This is a genomic window from Archangium sp. (genome assembly GCF_057119385.1).
The window spans coordinates 35,755-54,423 of record NZ_DBNGVP010000154.1 but is presented as its reverse complement, the minus strand read 5'-3'; the positions used below and the strand labels follow the sequence as shown (position 1 = coordinate 54,423).

General features: G+C 66.6%; 14 protein-coding genes. 8 read left to right on the top strand and 6 right to left on the bottom strand.

Features of this window, described 5'->3' with window-relative positions; all coding sequences use genetic code 11:
- Positions 1 to 127 precede the first annotated feature (127 nt).
- The 3 genes from AC16DP_RS36505 to AC16DP_RS36495 all read right to left on the bottom strand — a co-directional run bounded on the left by AC16DP_RS36505 (position 128) and on the right by AC16DP_RS36495 (position 2,507).
- The gene (locus tag AC16DP_RS36505) at positions 128 to 1,162 is read right to left on the bottom strand and encodes an aldo/keto reductase (protein ID WP_329726243.1); all 1,035 of its coding nucleotides are present in this window, start codon (positions 1,160 to 1,162) and stop codon (positions 128 to 130) included.
- A gap of 106 nt (positions 1,163 to 1,268) precedes the next feature.
- On the bottom strand, positions 1,269 to 1,856 hold the full coding sequence (locus AC16DP_RS36500; protein ID WP_329726244.1) for an NYN domain-containing protein: 588 nt from the start codon (positions 1,854 to 1,856) through the stop codon (positions 1,269 to 1,271).
- A 54-nt stretch (positions 1,857 to 1,910) separates the two neighbouring features.
- The gene (locus AC16DP_RS36495; RefSeq protein ID WP_329726245.1) at positions 1,911 to 2,507 is read right to left on the bottom strand and encodes a dihydrofolate reductase family protein; all 597 of its coding nucleotides are present in this window, start codon (positions 2,505 to 2,507) and stop codon (positions 1,911 to 1,913) included.
- A gap of 276 nt (positions 2,508 to 2,783) precedes the next feature.
- On the opposite strand from AC16DP_RS36495, the gene AC16DP_RS36490 reads away from it, so the two are divergent.
- Positions 2,784 to 4,502 carry a trehalase family glycosidase gene (locus AC16DP_RS36490; protein ID WP_329726246.1) on the top strand — a complete coding sequence of 573 codons (1,719 nt, stop codon included), beginning with the start codon at positions 2,784 to 2,786 and terminating at the stop codon, positions 4,500 to 4,502.
- A 17-nt stretch (positions 4,503 to 4,519) separates the two neighbouring features.
- On the opposite strand, the gene AC16DP_RS36485 is transcribed toward AC16DP_RS36490, so the two are convergent.
- Positions 4,520 to 5,473 carry an alpha/beta fold hydrolase gene (locus AC16DP_RS36485; RefSeq protein WP_329726247.1) on the bottom strand — a complete coding sequence of 318 codons (954 nt, stop codon included), beginning with the start codon at positions 5,471 to 5,473 and terminating at the stop codon, positions 4,520 to 4,522.
- Between the two features lie 60 nt (positions 5,474 to 5,533).
- Between AC16DP_RS36485 and AC16DP_RS36480 the strand changes: the two genes are divergently transcribed.
- Both AC16DP_RS36480 and AC16DP_RS36475 read left to right on the top strand, forming a co-directional pair.
- On the top strand, positions 5,534 to 6,529 hold the full coding sequence (locus AC16DP_RS36480) for an aldo/keto reductase (RefSeq protein ID WP_329726248.1): 996 nt from the start codon (positions 5,534 to 5,536) through the stop codon (positions 6,527 to 6,529).
- A 2-nt stretch (positions 6,530 to 6,531) separates the two neighbouring features.
- Complete coding sequence (locus AC16DP_RS36475) at positions 6,532 to 7,323, top strand: phytanoyl-CoA dioxygenase family protein (RefSeq protein WP_329726249.1); 792 nt, start codon at positions 6,532 to 6,534, stop codon at positions 7,321 to 7,323.
- Between the two features lie 6 nt (positions 7,324 to 7,329).
- Here the strand turns inward: AC16DP_RS36475 and AC16DP_RS36470 are convergent, their stop codons facing one another.
- On the bottom strand, positions 7,330 to 9,732 hold the full coding sequence (locus tag AC16DP_RS36470) for an ATP-binding protein (protein ID WP_329726250.1): 2,403 nt from the start codon (positions 9,730 to 9,732) through the stop codon (positions 7,330 to 7,332).
- A gap of 373 nt (positions 9,733 to 10,105) precedes the next feature.
- Between AC16DP_RS36470 and AC16DP_RS36465 the strand changes: the two genes are divergently transcribed.
- Positions 10,106 to 11,224 carry an endonuclease/exonuclease/phosphatase family protein gene (locus AC16DP_RS36465; protein WP_329726251.1) on the top strand — a complete coding sequence of 373 codons (1,119 nt, stop codon included), beginning with the start codon at positions 10,106 to 10,108 and terminating at the stop codon, positions 11,222 to 11,224.
- Between the two features lie 16 nt (positions 11,225 to 11,240).
- Entirely contained in the window at positions 11,241 to 12,017 is a 777-nt protein-coding gene (locus AC16DP_RS36460; RefSeq protein ID WP_329726252.1) for a WbqC family protein, read from the top strand.
- 93 nt (positions 12,018 to 12,110) lie between these two features.
- Here AC16DP_RS36460 and AC16DP_RS36455 read toward each other — a convergent pair whose 3' ends face one another.
- Entirely contained in the window at positions 12,111 to 13,988 is a 1,878-nt protein-coding gene (locus AC16DP_RS36455) for an ATPase (protein ID WP_329726253.1), read from the bottom strand.
- 68 nt (positions 13,989 to 14,056) lie between these two features.
- Between AC16DP_RS36455 and AC16DP_RS36450 the strand changes: the two genes are divergently transcribed.
- From AC16DP_RS36450 to AC16DP_RS36440, 3 genes are read left to right on the top strand one after another with little or no spacing between them, the layout of a single operon-like run.
- Positions 14,057 to 15,718 carry an acyl-CoA dehydrogenase family protein gene (locus AC16DP_RS36450; RefSeq protein ID WP_329726254.1) on the top strand — a complete coding sequence of 554 codons (1,662 nt, stop codon included), beginning with the start codon at positions 14,057 to 14,059 and terminating at the stop codon, positions 15,716 to 15,718.
- 60 nt (positions 15,719 to 15,778) lie between these two features.
- The gene (locus AC16DP_RS36445) at positions 15,779 to 16,828 is read left to right on the top strand and encodes an SIR2 family protein (RefSeq protein ID WP_329726255.1); all 1,050 of its coding nucleotides are present in this window, start codon (positions 15,779 to 15,781) and stop codon (positions 16,826 to 16,828) included.
- Positions 16,825 to 18,624 carry an ATP-binding protein gene (locus AC16DP_RS36440; protein ID WP_329726256.1) on the top strand — a complete coding sequence of 600 codons (1,800 nt, stop codon included), beginning with the start codon at positions 16,825 to 16,827 and terminating at the stop codon, positions 18,622 to 18,624. The genes AC16DP_RS36445 and AC16DP_RS36440 overlap by 4 nt, the downstream gene beginning before the upstream one ends.
- The last annotated feature ends 45 nt before the right edge of the window (positions 18,625 to 18,669 follow it).

Sequence of the window (18,669 nt, the reverse complement as noted above, 5' to 3'; positions counted from 1 at the left end):
ATCCACTTCCCCCGTTGGGTGCGTGGAAGCGTGGAGGTTCCCGTGCCATGAGCACGGCAGATGCCGAAAATTCGGCCTCTGGGCCTCTGGTCGCTGAGAGAGGAAGCAGTTGGTGAATAAGGTGGGCTCAGGAGGTCGGGAAGGGATTGCGCTCCTTGAACTGCTTCTGGTGCCAGTAGGGATAGACCGGAGGCGTGGCGCTGGCCGCGTCGAGCTTCGCCACCTGCTCCGGAGTGAGGCTCCAACCAATGGCCCCCAGGTTCTGGCGCAGCTGCTCCTCGTTGCGCGCGCCGATGATGACGTTGGCCACCGTGGGGCGCTGCAACAGCCAGTTCAGGGCGATCTGCGGCACCGTCTTGCCCGTCTCCTTCGCCACCGCGTCCAGGGCGTCCACGACCTGGTAGAGGTACTCCTCGGGCACCTGCGGTCCGCCCGCGGCCGTCACGGCGTTCTGCAGACGCGTGTCCTTCGGCATGGGCTGGCCACGGCGGATCCTGCCCGTGAGCCGCCCCCATCCCAGCGGGCTCCACACCACGGCGCTGACCTTCTGATCCACGCCCAGCGGCATCAGCTCCCACTCGTACTCGCGCCCCACGAGCGAGTAGTACGCCTGGTGGGCCACGTAGCGGGCCAGGTTGTACCGCTCCGACACCGCCAGCGACTTCATCAGGTGCCAGCCCGAGAAGTTCGAGCAGCCGATGTAGCGGATCTTCCCGCTGCGCACGAGGTCATCGAGCGTGTTGAGCGTCTCCTCCACCGGCGTGACGGCGTCGAAGCCGTGGAGCTGGAAGAGATCGATGTAGTCCGTGCCCAGGCGGCGCAGGCTGCCCTCGACGGAGCGGATGAGATGGTGGCGCGACGAGCCCACGTCGTTGGGGCCCGCGCCCGCGCGGAAGGTGGCCTTGGTGGAGATGATCACCCGCTCGCGCCGGCCCTTGATGGCATGGCCCAGGATCTCCTCGGCCACTCCACCGGAGTAGATGTCGGCCGAGTCGAACATGTTCATCCCGGCCTCGAGCGAGATGTCGACGAGGCGGGTGGCCTCCTTCACGTCACTCTCACCAAAGCCCTTGAAGAACTCGTTGGTGCCACCGAACGTCCCGGTGCCCAGACTGAGCACGGGGACCTTGAAGCCTGAGCCACCCAGTTGCCGGAATTCCATGCAGTCGACCTTCCCATCCAGAGGACCGCGCCGACGGGCGCGGTGACGCGCGTTCTAGCGAATCACCGGCGATCCTCAAGCAGGGAGCCCCATGGCCCCCCGTGGATTACAGGAAGAGCGTGGGATCGAACTCGTCCACGCGAACCGGGAGCAGACGCGGGAGCGGCCGCTGGAACACCTTCGCGTTCATCTCCAGGTCGAGGATCTCCAGCCCGGCGGGGACGAGCTCCCGGAAGCGCTGGCTCATGTACTCGCGCAGCCCCAGGATGGCCACCTGCCGCTTCTCCTCGAGGAGCAGGCGCAGGGCGTCCGCGAAGTCCGTCCCGTCGTGGCTGGCGAGCCCGACCGCCGCCTTGGGACGCTGGGTGCGGATGGCCTCCAGGAGCTTGAGGATGCCCAGATCCACCACCTTCTGATCGGGCCGGCCATGCAGGAGCGCCACGTCACAGCCGGCGGTCTTCAGGGCGCGCACGAAGCCGATCATCACATCCGGCAACTGCTCGCCCCGGGCATTCAGCACCACGATACAGCGCACGGGCTTGGGGAAGTGATCTTCACAGAAGGCCACCAGCCGATCGAACTGCACGCGATCCTGGGGCTCGGGCTTGCGTCCCACGACATTGGAGACGGCCCAGTCGACGTTCTCGGCGTCGATGAGGACGTAGGAGGCTGCGGGAGGACGAGAAGAGACCATGGCGCGGGAGAATACCGCGATCCCGCGCCATGCGAGGACGATCCTCGTCCTGCCTCAGTGCTTGACCGCGTACTGCAGGAGCACCACCCCGTTGCGGTACGCCTTGGTCGAGAGCAGCTCGAGCTCGGCCTTCCGGGCCAGATGCGGGGCGAGCGTCTTGCCCGCGCCGATCAGCACCGGGTTCAGCTTGACGATGACCTCGTCGACGAGGCCCGCGTCGAAGAGCGCCGCCGCCAGGGGTCCGCCGCCGCACAGGTAGATGTCCTGGGGGACGCTCATCTTCGCCGCAGCCACCGCGCGGCTCATGTCGGTCTGCTTGCCGGGACGCGACTTGAGTTCCCGGACGAAGGCGACGGGGTCCTCCCGGACGAGGTGCACGCGTGGATCCGGGCTCTCCTTCAGGGTACGCGAGAAGACGTAGGTGTCCAGGGAGGGATACGGATCCGTGACACCCGCCTTGAGCGCGGGCGCGTAGGTGCCACGGCCCATCAACACCGTGTCGTACTCGGACAGCAGGGAGTGGAAGTAGTCCATCACGTGCTCGGGCGAGAGGTTCGCGGGGAAGAAGTCGACCGAGTCGTCCTCACCGGCGATGAAGCCATCGAGCGTCGTGGCCACGTGGTACTTGAGCTTGCGCATCTGGGATTGCATAGGGTCTCCGCTCCTCGCATGCACATGCAACGACGCACCTGCCGGACGTGACAGACAGCGTCACACCCGAGGGTCGCTTCACGGAGCGGAGGTCTTCAGCGAAGGGAGATCATGGACGACACGGCTTCCCGTGCCGGCGCGCAAGGTCTCATGGGCACGCACTGGAGACAAGCATCTCCTTCACCTCGGTGTCTCGTGGCGAACGGCCCCCCTGTCCGTTGCCATCCCGGGCCCGCCCGGCCAGTTTGTCCTTCGGGACAGGCGCGGGAGGGGAACATGGCAGGCACTCGACGGTTGCGAGGACCCACGTGGGTTCCGGGACTCCTCGTCGTGCTCTCGATGGTGGCGAGCGCCGCACCCCAGCCGGTCTTGCCCGAGTACTGGGATGTCCGCGCGTACATCTCCCTCAACTGGGATGTGCTGACGCGCTCGCTGGACACGTGCAAGGTCCTGACGGATCCCAAGGTCCCGGACAGGTCCGTGCTCTACCTGCCGAAGGATCTGCCCGAGCCCGCGTCCATCCAGCCCCTGCGCGAGAGGTGCCCGCGGGTGCGGATCGAGCGTCTGCCCTCGGACATCACCCGGCCCGGGCAGGCGGACGTCCGGGCGATCGATCCACCGGGGCTGCTCTTCCTCGAGAACCCGTATGTCGTGCCCGGCGGCATGTTCAACGAGATGTATGGCTGGGACAGCTACTTCATCATCCGCGGGCTGCTGCGCGATGGGCGGCGGGAGCTGGCCCAGGGCATGGTGCGCAACTTCTTCTTCGAGCTCGAGCACTACGGGGCGGTGCTCAACGCCAACCGCACCTACTACCTCACCCGCTCGCAGCCGCCCTTCCTCAGCTCGATGGTGCTGGCGGTCCACGACTCGCTCGGGGAGGCGGAGAAGCGCGCGTGGCTGACCGAGGCCCTGCCCTACGTGGTCCGCGACTACGAGATGTGGGTGAAGGGAGAGCACCTGGCCGGGGACACGGGGCTGTCGCGCTACTTCGACTTCGGCGAGGGGCCCGTGCCCGAGCTCGACACGCACGCCCGCTACTACCGGGACGTGGTGATGTACTTCCTGAGCAACCCGGAGGCAGGCCAGCCCTACCTGCGCAAGGTGGATCCGGACAACCCGGAGGCGGCGGCGGTGGGCCCCGTCTTCACCGCGCAGATCTGCGAACGGCGAGTCGGGACGACCAGCTGCACGGCCATGGAGTCCTTCACGCTCACGGAGGAGTACTACAAGGGTGACCGCAGCATGCGCGAGTCGGGCTTCGACGTCGCCTTCCACCAGGGGCCCTTCAACGCGGACACGCACCACTACGCGCCGGTGGATCTGAACAGCCTGCTGTACAAGACGGAGACGGACCTGGAGCGCATCAGCACGATGCTGGACCGGCCCGCCGAGGCCCGTCAGTGGCGGGAGCGCGCCGCCCGGCGGCAGGAGCTGATGAACAAGTACCTGTGGGACGCCCAGCGGGGCATGTACTTCGACTACGACTTCGTGGCCGGCAAGCGCTCCACCTACGAGTACGTGACGACCTTCTATCCGCTCTGGGCGGGGCTGGCGTCGCGTGAGCAGGCCCAGGCCGTGGCGCGCAATCTCTCCCGCTTCGAGCAGCCCGGAGGAGTGGCGATGAGCCGCAACGAGTCACACACCCAATGGGACTACCCATATGGGTGGGCGCCCATCCAGCTCCTCACCGTCGAGGGGCTGCGCCGCTACGAATATGACGAGCCCGCCGACCGACTCTCCCGGAAGTTCCTCGACATGGTCGCCGAGAACTTCCGCCGCGATAAGAACATCCGCGAGAAGTTCGACGTGGTGAAGCGCACCACGGAGGTGGACATCAAGGGCGGCGGGTACAAGGAGAACGTCGTCGGCTTCGGGTGGACGAACGGTGTCTTCCTGGAGCTGCTGCACGGGCTGCAGCCGGAGCCAACGCCCCGCGTGGGCACCGGGACGCAGCGTCCACGGCGGGAGCAGCGGACGATGGGGCCTCCCTGACGCGGGCCCGGTGACCCTCAGTGGGTGAGCACCGGGTAGGCCGGGCCCACCCCGCACTTCTGCCGGAAGGCGCGCACGGTCTCGGCGATCTCCGTGCCCGCCTCCACCAGGCCCGCGTGGCCCGCGTCATCCACGAGCACCCATTCCGCGGCCGGCATCCGCTCGCGCATCCGCTCCATCTCGCGCAGGGGGATCAGGAGATCGTTCTTCGCGGCGACGATCTGCGTGGGCACGCGGATCTCCGGCAGCACGTCCCAGCACGGCGGGCAGTCCACCAGTCCGCGCATCATCATCCAGAAGGCCTGCGGATCCATCCGGCGCAGGGCCAGCATGAACTCCACGATGTCCGCGCGAGGGGCGCGGGCCCGCAGCAGGCCCGAGACACGTCCCAGCGGGTACGCCAGCCGCGAGGCGAGCACCTGGTGGACGAGCGGCGCCACCCGGGGCACCAGCGGCGTCAGCGTCTTCAAGGCCCGGCCGAGGGTGGCGTGTCCGCCCGGCAGGGGGATGAGCCAGGCGCTCGGATCCGGGGATCCGGGGCTGCCGGCGATGAGCGTCATGGCGGGCACCAGCTCCGGCCGCCGCCGGTACAGCTCCAGCACCACCCGGACGCCCATGGAGAACGCCACGTGGTGGGGCGGACGGCCATCGCCCCGGACCATCATCTCCTCGGTGACGCGCTCCAGGTCATCCACGTGGACGCGCAGCGCGTAGTCACCATTGACGGACAGCTGGCTGCGGCCGTGGCCCCGGTAGTCCCAGTGCACCACCCGGTGGTCCTGCTCCAGGTCCGCGACGATGTACCGCCAGAAGTTCTCCGATGTGCCAATCCCGTTGGTGAGCAGCACGGACGGCCGGGAGGCGAGCGCGGGTTCCGCCTCACTCTCCGGGGCATTGCCCACATGCGTGTGATACGCAACGCGGGTGCCATCGGGAGCGGTGACGAAGCGGGTGAGGCGGAGATAGGGCATGTTGCTCCCACCATTCGGCCGCTCCCCCCTCGGCGCAAGGTCCGGCGTTCACTAGTGACTATGATGACCCCTTCCCCACCCCTCTCGCGTTGGCTCGAGCCCCGTCCCCTGGAGCCCGGAGCGCCGCCCGCGGCCGTCTCCGTGGGCACGATGAACTTCGGGGCGCGCACCCCGGCGCCCGAGGCGCAGCGGATCATCGCCCGGGCCCTGGAGCGCGGCGTGATCTTCTTCGACACCGCCAACTCGTACGGAAACGGAGAGGCCGAGCGCCTCCTCGGCCAGGCGCTGCGCGGCCGGAGGGCGGAGGTGGGCATCGCCACCAAGGTGGGGCTGGCGCGCGTCCGGGGGAAGCCCGAGGGCCTCTCCCGGGAGCAGGTGGTCCGTGCGGTGGAGGACAGCCTGAAGCGGCTCGGGACGGAGTCCGTGGACGTGCTGTACCTGCATGCCCCGGATGCCGCCACGCCGGTGGAGGAGACACTGGAGGCCGTGCACGGGCTGCTGCGCGCCGGCAAGGCGAGGCACTGGGGCGTGTCCAACCACGCCGCCTGGCAACTGCTGGAGCTGCGCGGCCTGTGCGACGTGCGCGGCATGCCCCGGCCGGTGGTGTCCCAGGTGCTCTACAACGTGCTGGTGCGTCAGGTGGAGGTGGAGTACCTGCCCTTCACGAGGCGCTACCCCCTCCACACCACCGTCTACAACCCACTGGCCGGAGGGCTGCTCTCCGGGCGCCACGTGCCGGGCGGCGCCATTCCCGCGGGCTCGCGCTTCGACGGCAACCGCTTCTACCAGCGCCGCTACTGGTCCGAGCGCCTGCTGGAGCAGACGGTGCGCCTGCGCGAGGTGGCGGAAGCGGCGGGCCTCACGCTGGTGGAGCTCGCCTACGCGTGGCTGGCGAGCCGGCCCGGGGTGGACTCGGTGCTGGCGGGCCCGGCGACGGTGGAGCACCTGGACGCGGCGCTGGACGCCTGCGCGAAACCGCTGCCCCCGGAGGTGGCCTCGCGCGTGGACGAGCTCTCCCGGGAGTGGCTGGGCACGGACGCCACGTACGCGAGGTGAGCATGCTGGCGGTGGATGCGGAGACCTTCGACCTGAGCGGGCCGCTGGCGCACTACGCCGAGCACGGCTACGCGCGCCTGGGCCGGTTGCTCGGCCCCGAGGGCCTGGAGTCCCTGCGCGAGCGCGCGGACGATCTCATGCTGGGCCGGGTGAGCTACCCGGGCTTCTTCTGGCAGATGGACGCGCCCACGGGCCGCTACGAGGACGCGCCGCTGGGGCTCGGCTGGCAGGGGCCGTCGCTGGACTACCGCAAGCTGGAGAAGCTGGAGAAGGATCCGCGCTTCCTCGAGTGGATGGAGAACCCGCTCTTCGAGCGCCTCGCCCGGACGCTCATCCCCGGGGACATCTGCCTCTACCGGGCCATCCTCTTCCACAAGGGCCAGCGGGGCGGCAGCGAGCTGCCCTGGCACCAGGACGGAGGCAAGCTGTGGGGCCTCACGAAGGATCCCGAGCTGCAGCTGTGGACGGCGCTGGACGACGCGCCGCTGGACGGAGGCTGCGTGGAGGTGGTGCCGGGGAGCCACCGCTGGGGGCTGGCCACGGCGCTCGGGGGCGTGGTGCCGCCGGATCAGGTGGCGGCGCGCGGGGCGGACACCCGGGCGGTGCCGCTGCCGGTGGAGGCCGGGGAGGTGCTGCTGCTCCACAACTACGTGTGGCACCGCTCGGCGCCGAGCCGCACGGGCCAGCGGCGGCGGGGCTTCTCGGCCTGCTACATGAGCGCGGACACCCGCTGCGTGCGCAAGAAGAAGGCCCCTCGGGACTTCTTCCCGCTCTTCCGCCGCGCCTCGCGCTGAGCCGCCCTACCCCGCCGTCTTCAGCTTCTTGCGGATGGCGGGCAGGCTGATGCGGAAGGTGCTGCCCCGGCCCACCTCGCTGTGCGCGGTGATCTCCCCGCCGAAGCCGGTGATGATGCCGTGGCAGATGGACAGGCCCAGCCCCGTGCCCTCTCCCACCGGCTTGGTGGTGAAGAACGGATCGAAGATGCGATCCATCACCTCGCGGGGCATGCCACACCCGGTGTCCTTCACCTCGATGATGGCGTGGTTGCTCTCCGCGCGCAGGGTGACGCGGATCTCGTTCTTGTCCGGCTGGCCGGTGGTGATGGCATGGGCGGCGTTGATGAGCAGGTTGAGCACCACCTGGCCGAACCGGGCCTCGCTGCCCTCCACCAGCGGCACCTCGGACACGTCCCTCACCACGTTGGCGCGGTGGCGCAGCTCGCCGCGCGCCAGCATCAGCGCCGAGTCGATGACGCGCCGCAGATCCACCGCCGAGGGCTGCTCCTCGTCGCCGCGCGAGAACGTCTTCAGATCCTGGACGATCAGCCGCACGCGGTTGACGCCCTCGTTCGTCTCCCGGAGCACCTCCTCCACCTCGCCCAGCCGCCCCTCGGGCAGCAGCGAGGAGATGGCCTGCAGCTCCTCCGAGAGGAACGACAGGTTGGAGATGACGAAGGCCAGCGGGTTGTTGATCTCGTGCGCCACGCCCGCGGCGAGCGTACCCACCGAGGCCAGCCGATCGGCGACGACCAGGCGCGCCTGGATCTGCTTGCGCTCCGTCAGATCTCGCGCGCTCACCAGCGTGGCGGGCTGGCCGGCGAAGACGAGCCGCAGGCTGCTGATCTCCGCCGTGAGCAGACCGCCGCCGGGAGGCAGGAAGCGGACCTCGCGCACGCGGTTGGAGGCACCCCGGCCGGGCAAGCCATCGAGCGTGCCGGCGGCGGCGCCCCGATCCTCCGGGTGCACGAAGTCCAGCAGCGAGCGGCCCACCAGCTCACTGGCCTTGAGCCGCAGGAAGGAGCTCGCCGACGGGTTGACGTAGAGCAGCGGCCCGCCGCGGTGCACGAAGATGGCCTCGGGCGAGCCCTCGATGAGGGCGCGGAAGCTCTCCTCGGAGCGGCGCAGGGCCTCCTCGGCCGCCTTGCGCTCGGTGATGTCGAAGGACACGCCTCCGAGGAAGCGCCGGCCCGAGCTGTCGCGCGCGATGAAGCGGTAGGTGAGGAACTGGCGCGGCTCGCCCTCCGGCGTGGGCATCATGCTCTCGGAGACCGAGGGCTGGCCGGACTTGAAGGCCTGATCATCCTGCTCGCGCAGGTGGGCCACCGTCTCGGCCGGCATGAGCTGCTCGTCGGGGATGGTGCTCACGTCCACGCCGGGAGCCAGCCCGAAGAAACGGCGGAAGGGCTCGTTGACGAAGACGCGCCGGCCGGCCTCGTCCTTCATGTACGCGAGCGCCGGGTTGTTGTTGAGGAAGGAGTCGAAGAGGTGCTGGCTCTCCTGGAGCGCGGTGACGATGGAGGCCACCTCCGTCATCAGCGCCTGCTTCGCCGCGTGCTCGGCGGCGTTGCCCATGGCGGCCCCGAGCAGCCCGGCCATCAGCTCCAGCGTGCGCTCGTCCGAGTCCACGAAGGCGAACGGCACCTGGGAGGCGATGCTCAGCACGCCCACCGTCTGGTTGTCGCGCTTGAGCGGCACGTTGAGCATGGAGCGCACCTTGAGCCGGCGCGCCGCGGCCACGTTGGCGCGAGGATCCCGCTCGGTGTCGTCCGTGCGCATCACCTCGCCGCGCAGCACGCTGGTGCCGGCCATGGTGTTGGCGATGGGCAGGCGCGCGCCCTCGAACTGCTTCGAGTAGCCCGTGCACACCCGGTAGAACATCTCCTCGCCCTCGATGATGCCCACGGCCGCGCCGCCCGCGCCGCAGAGGATCATCGCCCGCTCGGCGATGAGCCGCATCACCACGTCCAGATCCAGGCCCGCCAGCGCGATGTCGTTCTGCGTCTGGATGATGGCGGCCAGCCGCTCGATCTCCCCGCGCGCGGACTCCTCGTGGGACTGCCGGCGCATGAAGGCGTAGCAGCGGCGCTCGAAGAGGGCGATGCGGGCGCGCACGTCCACCGGGTTGAAGGGCGCGACCAGGTAGTCGTCCACGCCGATCTCCATCAGCGGGGCGATGTCCTCCTCCGAGAGGCCGTCGGCCATGCCGAGCACGGACACCTCGGCGGCGCGGATCTGCGCGCGCAGCCGGGTGAACCACTCGGACTTCTCGCGCACCTGTTCGGCACCGACCACCAGCACGTCCACCAGGGAGATGGTGGCGGCGGTGACCTCGGGTCCCGAGGCGACCACCACCTCGTGTCCCATCCGGGAGAGCTCCGCCCCGATGGGGTGATCACCGTCGCGACTGAGGAGGAGAAAGCGCATGGAGGCAGGAGCGGATTCTTGGGAAACAGAAGATTGCTAGATCGGAGCCCTTCCGGTCCACCACGAGCGCCCGATTCCGGAAGAACCGCTCTCCGTTGGACGGAAGCCTAACCTCGTTCGCTCCGTGCGGGGGAGGGTTGGGAGGCGCAAGGGGGCACCATGGGCCGCCCGGGAGGCGGGCAAGCCGCCCGCATTATTGCCATGTGTCCAACGTTTGTGCGACCTCGACGTGCTCAATGGTGGTCGCCCGGGAGGAAGAAGGGGCTCGGCCCCCTGGCGTGCGAGCAGGTGCGCCCTATCTCAACGGTGCTGTCCGCCGCGGTCGAGCGCGGGCGGCTCGGAGCGGGGCCGGTCCGAGGGGGGAAGGTCACAGATGAAGTACGGCATCGCGGTGGGGCTGTGGATGGTGGCGCTCGGCGCCTGTCAGGTGGCGACGCTGCCCCAGGTGGTGGACGGACGGGAGGAGCACTCCGCGTCCGGGCTCTTCGATCGAGGCGCCCTCACGGTGATGACACGCGGCCTCTCGGGCGGGAAGCACCTGGAGCAGGTGCTGGAAGGTCCGCTGGCGGAGGAGCCGGTGCGGGCCGCGGAGCTGCTCGAGACGCTGCGCCAGGAGGACGTGCTCGCACGGGCGCGCGAGCTGGCGGATGAAATCCAATACGCGCGGCCGCACCTCATTGGCCTGCAGCAGGTGACGCAGGTACGGCTGCAGTCGCCGGGGGACGCGATCTTCGGGGGCACGCGGCCGGCGGAGGCGCTGCACCTGGACGTGTTGCCGGTGCTGCTGGGCGAGTTGGAGGCGCGCGGGCTGCACTACCGGGAGGTGGCGCGGGTGCGCAACGCGGACGTGGAGCTGCCGCTGCGCACGCGTGGCGCGCTGACGTTCGACGACGTGCGGCTGACGGACTTCGACGTGATCCTCGCGCGGGCGGACGTGGAGGTGAAGGAGGCACGGGCGGGCAACTACGTGGCGCGCCGGGAGGTGCGGCGGCGGGGCCAGGAGCCGGTGGAGCTGTGGAGGGGCTGGGCCTCGGTGGTGGCGAAGGTGGAGGGCCGGAAGTACCGCTTCGTGAGCACGCACCTGGAGCCAGCGAGGGACGAGCAGGGGCTGGGCGTGCAGGTGGCGCAGGCGGGGGAGCTGCTCCGCGGACTGAGGGGCGAGCCGCTGCCGGTGGTGCTGGTGGGGGACTTCAACACGCCGGCCAACCTGGGATTGATGGGGGCGCCCACGTACCGGGAGCTGCTGCTGGCGGGCTACGTGGACGTGTGGACGCACCGGCCGGGGAGCACGCGGCCGAGGGGAGCGGACCTGCCGCTCGCGATGGCGTCATGGGAGGAGCGCCTCAACCTGGTGCTGGTGCGCCAGCCGGTGGCGCCGGGCCCGCGCCGGGTGGGACCCGTGCTGGCATACGGAGTGGGAGGAGCGCTGGGGGAACGGTTCGGCCCCTGGAAGCCGGAGCTGGCGGGAGTGGTGGCGCGCCTGAGCATGTGACCCCTACACTGAGCGCGTGACGGAGCCGCACGCGGGAGTCCTGGTCGCCGAGCAACCCCACTACCTGCCGTGGCTGGACTTCTACGAGCAGGTGGCGAGGGCGGACACGCTGCTGGTGCTGGACAACGTGCAGTGGCTGAGGAGGGGCTGGCAGCGGAGGGCGCGGGTGGCACTGCCGCCGGGCACTCCCCTCCCCGCCTCCACCGAGCCAGCGTTCCAGTGGCTGACGATTCCGCTGGAGGGAGCGCACCGGGACACGCGGATCTCCGAGCTGGCGGTGGACCCGGGGCAGCGATGGACGCGCAAGCACCTGGCGACGCTGACGATGTTGTACGGAAGAAGGCCCTACTTCCGGAGCCAGGTGCTGCCGAGGCTGGAGGGCTTCTACGCGGAGGCGGAGAAGGAGCGAGGCCCGGGCTCGCTGCTGCGCACGCTGTTGGCGAGCATGGCGCTCTTCTACGAGCCGCTGGGCATCAACCCGAGGGTGGAGCTGGCGTCGAAGCTGGACCGCTCGCACCCGGACAAGACGGGGCGGCTGGCGTCGTACTGCACGCAATTGGGGATGGGGACGTACTACTCGGCGGTGGGGTCGCTGTACCTGAAGCCGGGGCCGTTCCGGGATGCGGGGGTGCGGCTGCTGTGGCAGAAGTTCCGCTATCCGGCGTACGACCAGGGGCGCAAGGCAGAACGCTTCGTGGTGGGCCTGTCGATCGTGGACGTGCTGTCGAACGTGCCGGTGGACGAAGTGCGCGAGTGGCTCGAACCCAACCCCTGGGGCCCCTTCGCGAAATAACCCCCACAATTTCCCCTCTCCCCCGGGAGAGGGACGGGGTGAGGGTATCCGTCCCCGTCCTCCCCACCGTGGGGAACACCGTGAGCCCGAGAATCAGCGCTTGTCCCCGCGCTCCTTGTCGAACCGGACGAAATAACTCCGGACCGCGGAATCAATGAGGTCCTGATCCAGCTGCGGCGCAATGCCCCGGTAGTGGGCCATGTCGATCATCTGATCGAGCAGGTCGCGGGGCTGACACGCGGCGAAGCGGCGGCCACTGGGCTTGTAGTGGGTGTCGATGAGGTACTGGACCATCTCGGCGTCATAGGGGACGCCGCGCTTGCGGCACATGACGTCGAAGATCTGATGGAACAGCTCCTCGTCGGGGGGCTGGACCTCGAGCTTGTAGCGGACGCGGCGGAGGAAGGCGTCGTCGACGAGGTCGCTGGGATCGAGGTTGGTGGAGAAGGCGGCGAAGACGTCGAAGGGGACCTGGACCTTCTTGCCGGTGTGGAGCGTGAGCATGTCCACATCGCTCTCGAGGGGGACGATCCACCGGTTGAGGAGATCCTTCGGGGAGACCTTCTGACGGCCGAAGTCGTCGATGAGGAGCATCCCGTTGGTGGCCTTCATCTGGAAGGGGGCCTCGTAGTACTTGACCTCGGGGGAGTAGACGAGGTCGAGCATCTCGAGGGTGAGCTCACCGCCGACGACGACGAGGGGCCGGCGGCAGCGGACCCAGCGCCGGTCATAGGACGGGGTGGTGTCATCGTCCTCGACGGGCTTGTGGAGGATGCTGTCGTAGATGCGGACGACGAAGTCGTCGATGAGGATGGCGTGGGGGATGAAGATCTCCCCATCGAAGCAGTTGACCATGCCCTGGCAGATGGCGGTTTTTCCGTTGCCGGGGGGCCCGTAGAAGAAGATGGCGCGGCCCGAGTTCATGGCGGGGCCGATGCCATCGAAGATGTAGTCGCGGATGATGAGGTCGCCGAACTGGTCCTCCATCCGGTTGCGGGTGATGCGGTTGCCGCGGACGGTCTGCTTCTTGACCGAGTCGATCCACTCTTGGAGGGTGACGGGAGCGGGGCCGTTGTAGCGGTTGCGATCGAGGATCTGCCGCAGCACGTCGGTGGCGAACGTGGTGAGCTGGTAGATCATCGTGGACTTGCCCACGCCCGAGCCGCCGCCGCCGCGGATGTCGATGTACTTCTGGCGGCGCAGGCCCTCGACGACCTCATCGATGATGGTGGAGGGCAGCTTGAGGCGGTTGGCGATGTCCATGCCCCGCATCTCGCCGGCGAAGAAGATGGCCTTGAGGACGAGCTCCTCCACCATGGTGGCGGTGAGCCCCGTCTCGGCGAGGGTGCGCGGCTGGGAAGGCCAGACGGTGGTGGAGCTCGGGGCGCCCCCAGGGTCGGCGATGGCGGCGCGGCGCATCGTGCCGGTCATCCTGCGCTCGGGGGCCGGTACGCCGGACGTGGGACGCCGCGGCTCGGCGGGGACGGGAGGCTGCTCCGACGTCGGGACGGGCGGGCCGGCGCGGCGCGGCTCCACGATGACGGAGGGCAGATCCATGGAGGGCACCGGCGGGGCCGAGCGGCGCGGATGCTCCACGGGGACGGGAGTCATCTCCATGCCGGGCATGGGAGGGGCCTGGCGGCGCGGCTCCGCGGGCACGGGGGGCAGCTGCTCCGTGGGGAGGTTGGAGGTGACGCGGCGGGCCTCGGGGCTGGGAGGGCTCGGGGCGCGGCGCTCGAGGAAGGGACTGGGACCGAGGGGACGGCGCTCGGGGGCACCGCCCTGGGCGGGAGGCCGCGCGGGGCCCCCCTGGGCGGGGGCCTGCCCCGGAGGCGTCCGGAGCTTGGGAGGCGCGGAGAGCACATTGCCCGCGGCGGGGGTCTCCCGTGCGGCGTTGTGACCCGTGTCGGTCTCGAATTCGGGGGACTCGAAAGGAGGGGGATTGCCCCCCGGCCTCCGCTGCTCGGCCATGGTTGCTCCGGGTTGAGGCGGGCGAGTCTAGCAGGAAGTGGCGGCGGCTCGATGGTAGCTTGCCGCGTATGAGCTTCTTCCAGGAACCGCCGAGGCTTGGAAACCAGTACGACGACGACGCCCTGCTGCGCGGGTACCTGGAGCGGGCACTGCCGGCGGACATGCGGACGGGGCTGGAGGACGAGCTCCGGGAGCTGGGCGAGCTGGGAGGCGGGGCCCTGTACCAGTTCCAGCTGAGGGATCGGACGAACGAGCCGGAGCTGACGCAGTGGGACGCCTGGGGGAACCGGGTGGACCACATCGAGGTGTCGCCGCTGTGGAAGGAGGCGGAGACGCTGGCGGCCAGGCGGGGCCTGGTGGCGGTGGCGTACGAGCAGAAGAATGGGGACCGCTCGCGCATCCACCAGTTCGTCCTGAACTACCTGGTGCAGCCGTCGCTGGACGTCTACTCGTGCCCGCTGGCGATGACGGACGGGGCGGCGCGGACGCTGCTGTCGCTGGGGAACCCGGAGCTGATTCAGCGCGCCCTACCCCACCTGACGTCGAGGGACCCGAAGACGTTCTGGACGTCGGGCCAGTGGATGACGGAGCGGACGGGCGGCTCGGACGTGGGGCTGACGCAGACGGTGGCGAGACAGTCCCCCGAGGGGTGGAGGCTGTACGGGACGAAGTGGTTCACCTCGGCGACGACGGCGCAGATGGCGCTGACGCTGGGGAGGCCGGAGGGGAACGGACCCGGGGGCAAGGGGCTGGCGATCTTCTACGTGGAGACGCGAGGGGCGGACGGGAGGCTGAACGGGATCCAGATCAACCGGCTGAAGGACAAGCTGGGAACGAGGAAGGTGCCGACGGCGGAGCTGACGCTGGACGGGACGCGGGCGGTGCCGGTGGCGGGGCTGACGGACGGCATCCGGAACATGGCGTGGATGCTGAACGTGACGCGGACGTGGAACGCGATGGGCGCGGCGTGGAGCATGAGGAGGGCGCTGGCGCTGGCGAGGGACTACGCGAAGCGGCGGGTGCAATTCGGGGCGCCGCTGGCGGAGAAGCCGCTGCACGTGGACACGCTGGCGGGGCTGGAGGCCGAGTTCCACGGGGGCTTCCTGCTGGCGTTCCGGGCGGTGGAGTTGCTGGGGAAGATGGAGGCGAGGACGGCGACGGAGGAGGAGCTGCTGCTGCAGCGGCTGGTGACGCCGTTGGCGAAGCTGACGACGGGGAGGCAGGTGGTGCACGTGACGTCGGAGGCGGTGGAGAGCTTCGGCGGAGCGGGCTACGTGGAGGACACGGGGCTGCCGAGGCTGCTGGCGGACGCGCAGGTGCTGTCCATCTGGGAGGGGACGACGAACGTGCTCTCGCTGGACACGCTGAGGGCGATGGCGAAGGGAGGCGCGCTGGAGGCCCTGTACACGGACGCGGAGCGGCGGCTGGGAGCGGCGAAGGACGCGGGCCTGAGGGCGTGCGTGGCGGCGGCGCAGGAGTCGCTGGAGAAGGCGCGGGCGTGGGTGATGAAGGCGATGGAGAACCCGGCGGGGGTGGAGGCCGGGGCGAGGCGGTTCTCACTGACGCTGGGCCGCACGTACGAGCTGGCGCTGCTGGTGGAACATGCCCAGTGGTGCCTGGACAACGGGCACGGCCCGAGGGCCATGGCGGCGGCGCGTCGGCTCATGCGCAACGGCGTGGACCTGATCGCCAACATGGACCTGGACGACGCGCGGCTGCTGATCGGATGATACCGAATCACCAATCATCTACCACCCACTCATAGCTCGACTCTCTTTGGTGAATAGTCCTTGGACATAGCTCTACTCAAAAAAACGCTTCAGGATCACTTTACTGACGGGCTGGCAATAATAATTGGCTCAGGACTATCAGCCGCATACGGGTTACCAACCATGTGGGCCCTGGAGAAGCATCTGCGCACAATTGTGCCGACGCTTATTCCCGATACCCTCAAAGGCCAATGGGCCGATGTAGAGGCACGACTTGCTGCTGGACGAGGGCTAGAGCTTGCTCTTCAAGACGTATATGTGTCATCCGAGCTTGAACGCATCATTGTAAAGGCCACCGGCGACTTCGTCGCCGAGAAGGAAATCGAAGCAATCTCCAAGAGGCTTTTGAGCGGGCAACTATTCCCATTTGCAAACCTTCTCAAGAAAGCCATTCTCCCAATAATACCATCAGACGGACTGCCGGTAATCAGCACAAACTATGATCGACTCATAGAGTACGCAATCGAATCCACTGGAACAGCCGTGAATTCACTGTTTCACGGCCATATGTGGGGCACGCTGGATCCCAAATCCAGCAAAGACGCACTGGTGGACAAAGTTCATCCGATCCGAAGAAACAATTACGTAGTCAGATACAGACCACATGTCAATGTCTACAAGCCACATGGCAGCCTGGACTGGTTCGAATACCAAGATTCACCAATTCGATGCCCACTATCCCTGAATGCCCCCAGACTCATAATCACCCCCGGCTCCGGAAAATACCGTAAGGGGTACGAAAAGGCCTTTGAAACACACAGAGCGCAAGCTAACGACGCCATCGAAAAAGCAAGCCGCTATTTGATTATAGGCTACGGCTTCAACGATGATCACTTAGAAACAAGGCTCCGCACTGAGATCAAGAAAGGCAAAAGCTGCGTATTGCTAACAATGGGACTCACTGCAAACTCAAAGCAAGTTACAGAAGCCTATCCCAACGTACTTGCAGTCACGCGATACGACACCGGGTCCGAGCAAGGGACCGAAGCATTTCAGAGCGGAAACACCTACCGATTTCCTGGTATCAATATCTGGAACCTCGAAGACTTCGTGAAGGAGGTATATTTATGACCACCACTGCAGCGCTCGTCTTTAACGATGCAGACAAACTGGGATTTGTCGCCAGCGTCGACACAAGTCGTATATACATCAACGTTGCTGACCATAGCCTTCTCGCCCGAGTTGGCGTAGGAAATCTGGTAGCCATCCAAGGGCAGACCGCACAGGAATTTCTCATTGGGATGGTGGAAAAGGTCACTCGCCTCACTCGCGAACAGGTGATGATCTATGAAAGCGAAGAGCAGGCAGCTCTGCCTTCCGACTCCCAGGAAGATACCATTCGCGCAGTGCTTGTTGGTACATACAAAACAATAGAGGGCACCTCCTCGAACATCTTCAAACGCGGGACCGACTCATTCCCTCAGATCGATCGGTCATGCTTCATTATTACCTCCAAAAACCTACAACAACTCATGGGCCTGCTCGCCAAGGATCTAGCCCCTGACAAGCGTTTGCAAATCGGCCACTACGTAGCAGATAGAACGGCTACCGCAGTCGCTGATGGCGACCGTTTTTTTCAACGCCACGCAGCAATACTTGGGAGCACAGGTTCCGGCAAAAGTTGGGCAACCGCATTAATCTTGGAGCGCGCGAGCAATCTACAGTACCCCAACATCATTGTTATGGATATGCATGGTGAATACAAGCCTCTCACCAAGAAATTCGGAGGCTACGCCAGTGGGCTTAGAATTGCAGGGCCTGGCGATCTCGCTACTCCTGACGATGACGTGCTGTTCTTGCCGTATTGGATTTTGAATCGCGAGGAACTGCTATCGCTGGTCCTCGATCGCAACGATCAGAACGCACCAAACCAAGCATCTCGCTTTACAACACAAGTCAGAAGGCTCAAAGAAAACACCCTAAAGACCGAGGGCAAGAACGATGTCCTCAGCACCTTCACGGTCGACTCTCCAATCCCTTACCGTCTAGAAGAACTGCTTGAAGCCCTCAAAAAAGACAACGAGGAGATGGTTCCGGGTGCCAAGCCCAATACAGAGAAACAAGGAGAATGGTACGGCAAACTGACTCGCTTCATCTCCAGATTTGAAACAAAGATGGAAGACAGAAGATACGGCTTTATGTTCAAGCCACCGCCAGTCACATTAGCCTACGATTGGCTCTCAGCGCTAGTAAGTCGACTGCTAGGAGCCGACAAAAGCTCTCCTGGGATCAAAATCATAGACTTCTCCGAAGTCCCCACCGACGTTCTACCTATCGTTGTTGGGGTTTTTGCTCGCCTGATTTACGATGTGCAATTCTGGCTTCCCCCAGAGGAAAGAACTCCTCTAACCATTGTTTGCGATGAAGCCCACTTGTATCTTCCAGCACGAGACGATGCAGATGTTGTGGCCAAACGCGCTCTCGAAATCTATGAGCGAATCGCCAAAGAAGGTCGTAAGTACGGCGTGTCACTACTAGTTGTTAGTCAGCGCCCCTCCGATGTAAGTCGAACCATCTTAAGTCAGTGCAACAACTTCATTGCACTGCGACTGACCAACGAACAGGATCAAGGCGTTGTTCGCCGACTGATGCCTGATTCAATGGCAGGCCTTGTGGACATCCTTCCACTGCTAGACGTAGGCGAAGCACTCGTTCTGGGCGATTCCGTTCTTCTTCCCACCAGAATCAAGCTTGAGAAGCCTAAATTGCAGCCTAGCAGTGCTACTAAGAATTTTTGGACTGATTGGGGTGCAGCTCCATCCGCTCCACACAAGTTCTCTGGAGCAATAGAGATTTTGAGGAAGCAAACGAGAACAAGTACCCCACCATCTACGGTTGCATCACCTACGCCCCCCAGTTCGCCCTGAGTGTATTCACGATAAGTGGTCGTTTTCAGGTCCCAGACGGCCCAT

Coding starts and splice junctions, on each gene's coding strand:
- AC16DP_RS36505 (WP_329726243.1), bottom strand. CDS start 1,162: ATGGAATTCCGGCAACTGGGTGGCTCAGGCTTCAAGGTCCCCGTGCTC.
- AC16DP_RS36500 (WP_329726244.1), bottom strand. CDS start 1,856: ATGGTCTCTTCTCGTCCTCCCGCAGCCTCCTACGTCCTCATCGACGCC.
- AC16DP_RS36495 (WP_329726245.1), bottom strand. CDS start 2,507: ATGCAATCCCAGATGCGCAAGCTCAAGTACCACGTGGCCACGACGCTC.
- AC16DP_RS36490 (WP_329726246.1), top strand. CDS start 2,784: ATGGCAGGCACTCGACGGTTGCGAGGACCCACGTGGGTTCCGGGACTC.
- AC16DP_RS36485 (WP_329726247.1), bottom strand. CDS start 5,473: ATGCCCTATCTCCGCCTCACCCGCTTCGTCACCGCTCCCGATGGCACC.
- AC16DP_RS36480 (WP_329726248.1), top strand. CDS start 5,534: ATGATGACCCCTTCCCCACCCCTCTCGCGTTGGCTCGAGCCCCGTCCC.
- AC16DP_RS36475 (WP_329726249.1), top strand. CDS start 6,532: ATGCTGGCGGTGGATGCGGAGACCTTCGACCTGAGCGGGCCGCTGGCG.
- AC16DP_RS36470 (WP_329726250.1), bottom strand. CDS start 9,732: ATGCGCTTTCTCCTCCTCAGTCGCGACGGTGATCACCCCATCGGGGCG.
- AC16DP_RS36465 (WP_329726251.1), top strand. CDS start 10,106: ATGAAGTACGGCATCGCGGTGGGGCTGTGGATGGTGGCGCTCGGCGCC.
- AC16DP_RS36455 (WP_329726253.1), bottom strand. CDS start 13,988: ATGGCCGAGCAGCGGAGGCCGGGGGGCAATCCCCCTCCTTTCGAGTCC.
- AC16DP_RS36450 (WP_329726254.1), top strand. CDS start 14,057: ATGAGCTTCTTCCAGGAACCGCCGAGGCTTGGAAACCAGTACGACGAC.
- AC16DP_RS36440 (WP_329726256.1), top strand. CDS start 16,825: ATGACCACCACTGCAGCGCTCGTCTTTAACGATGCAGACAAACTGGGA.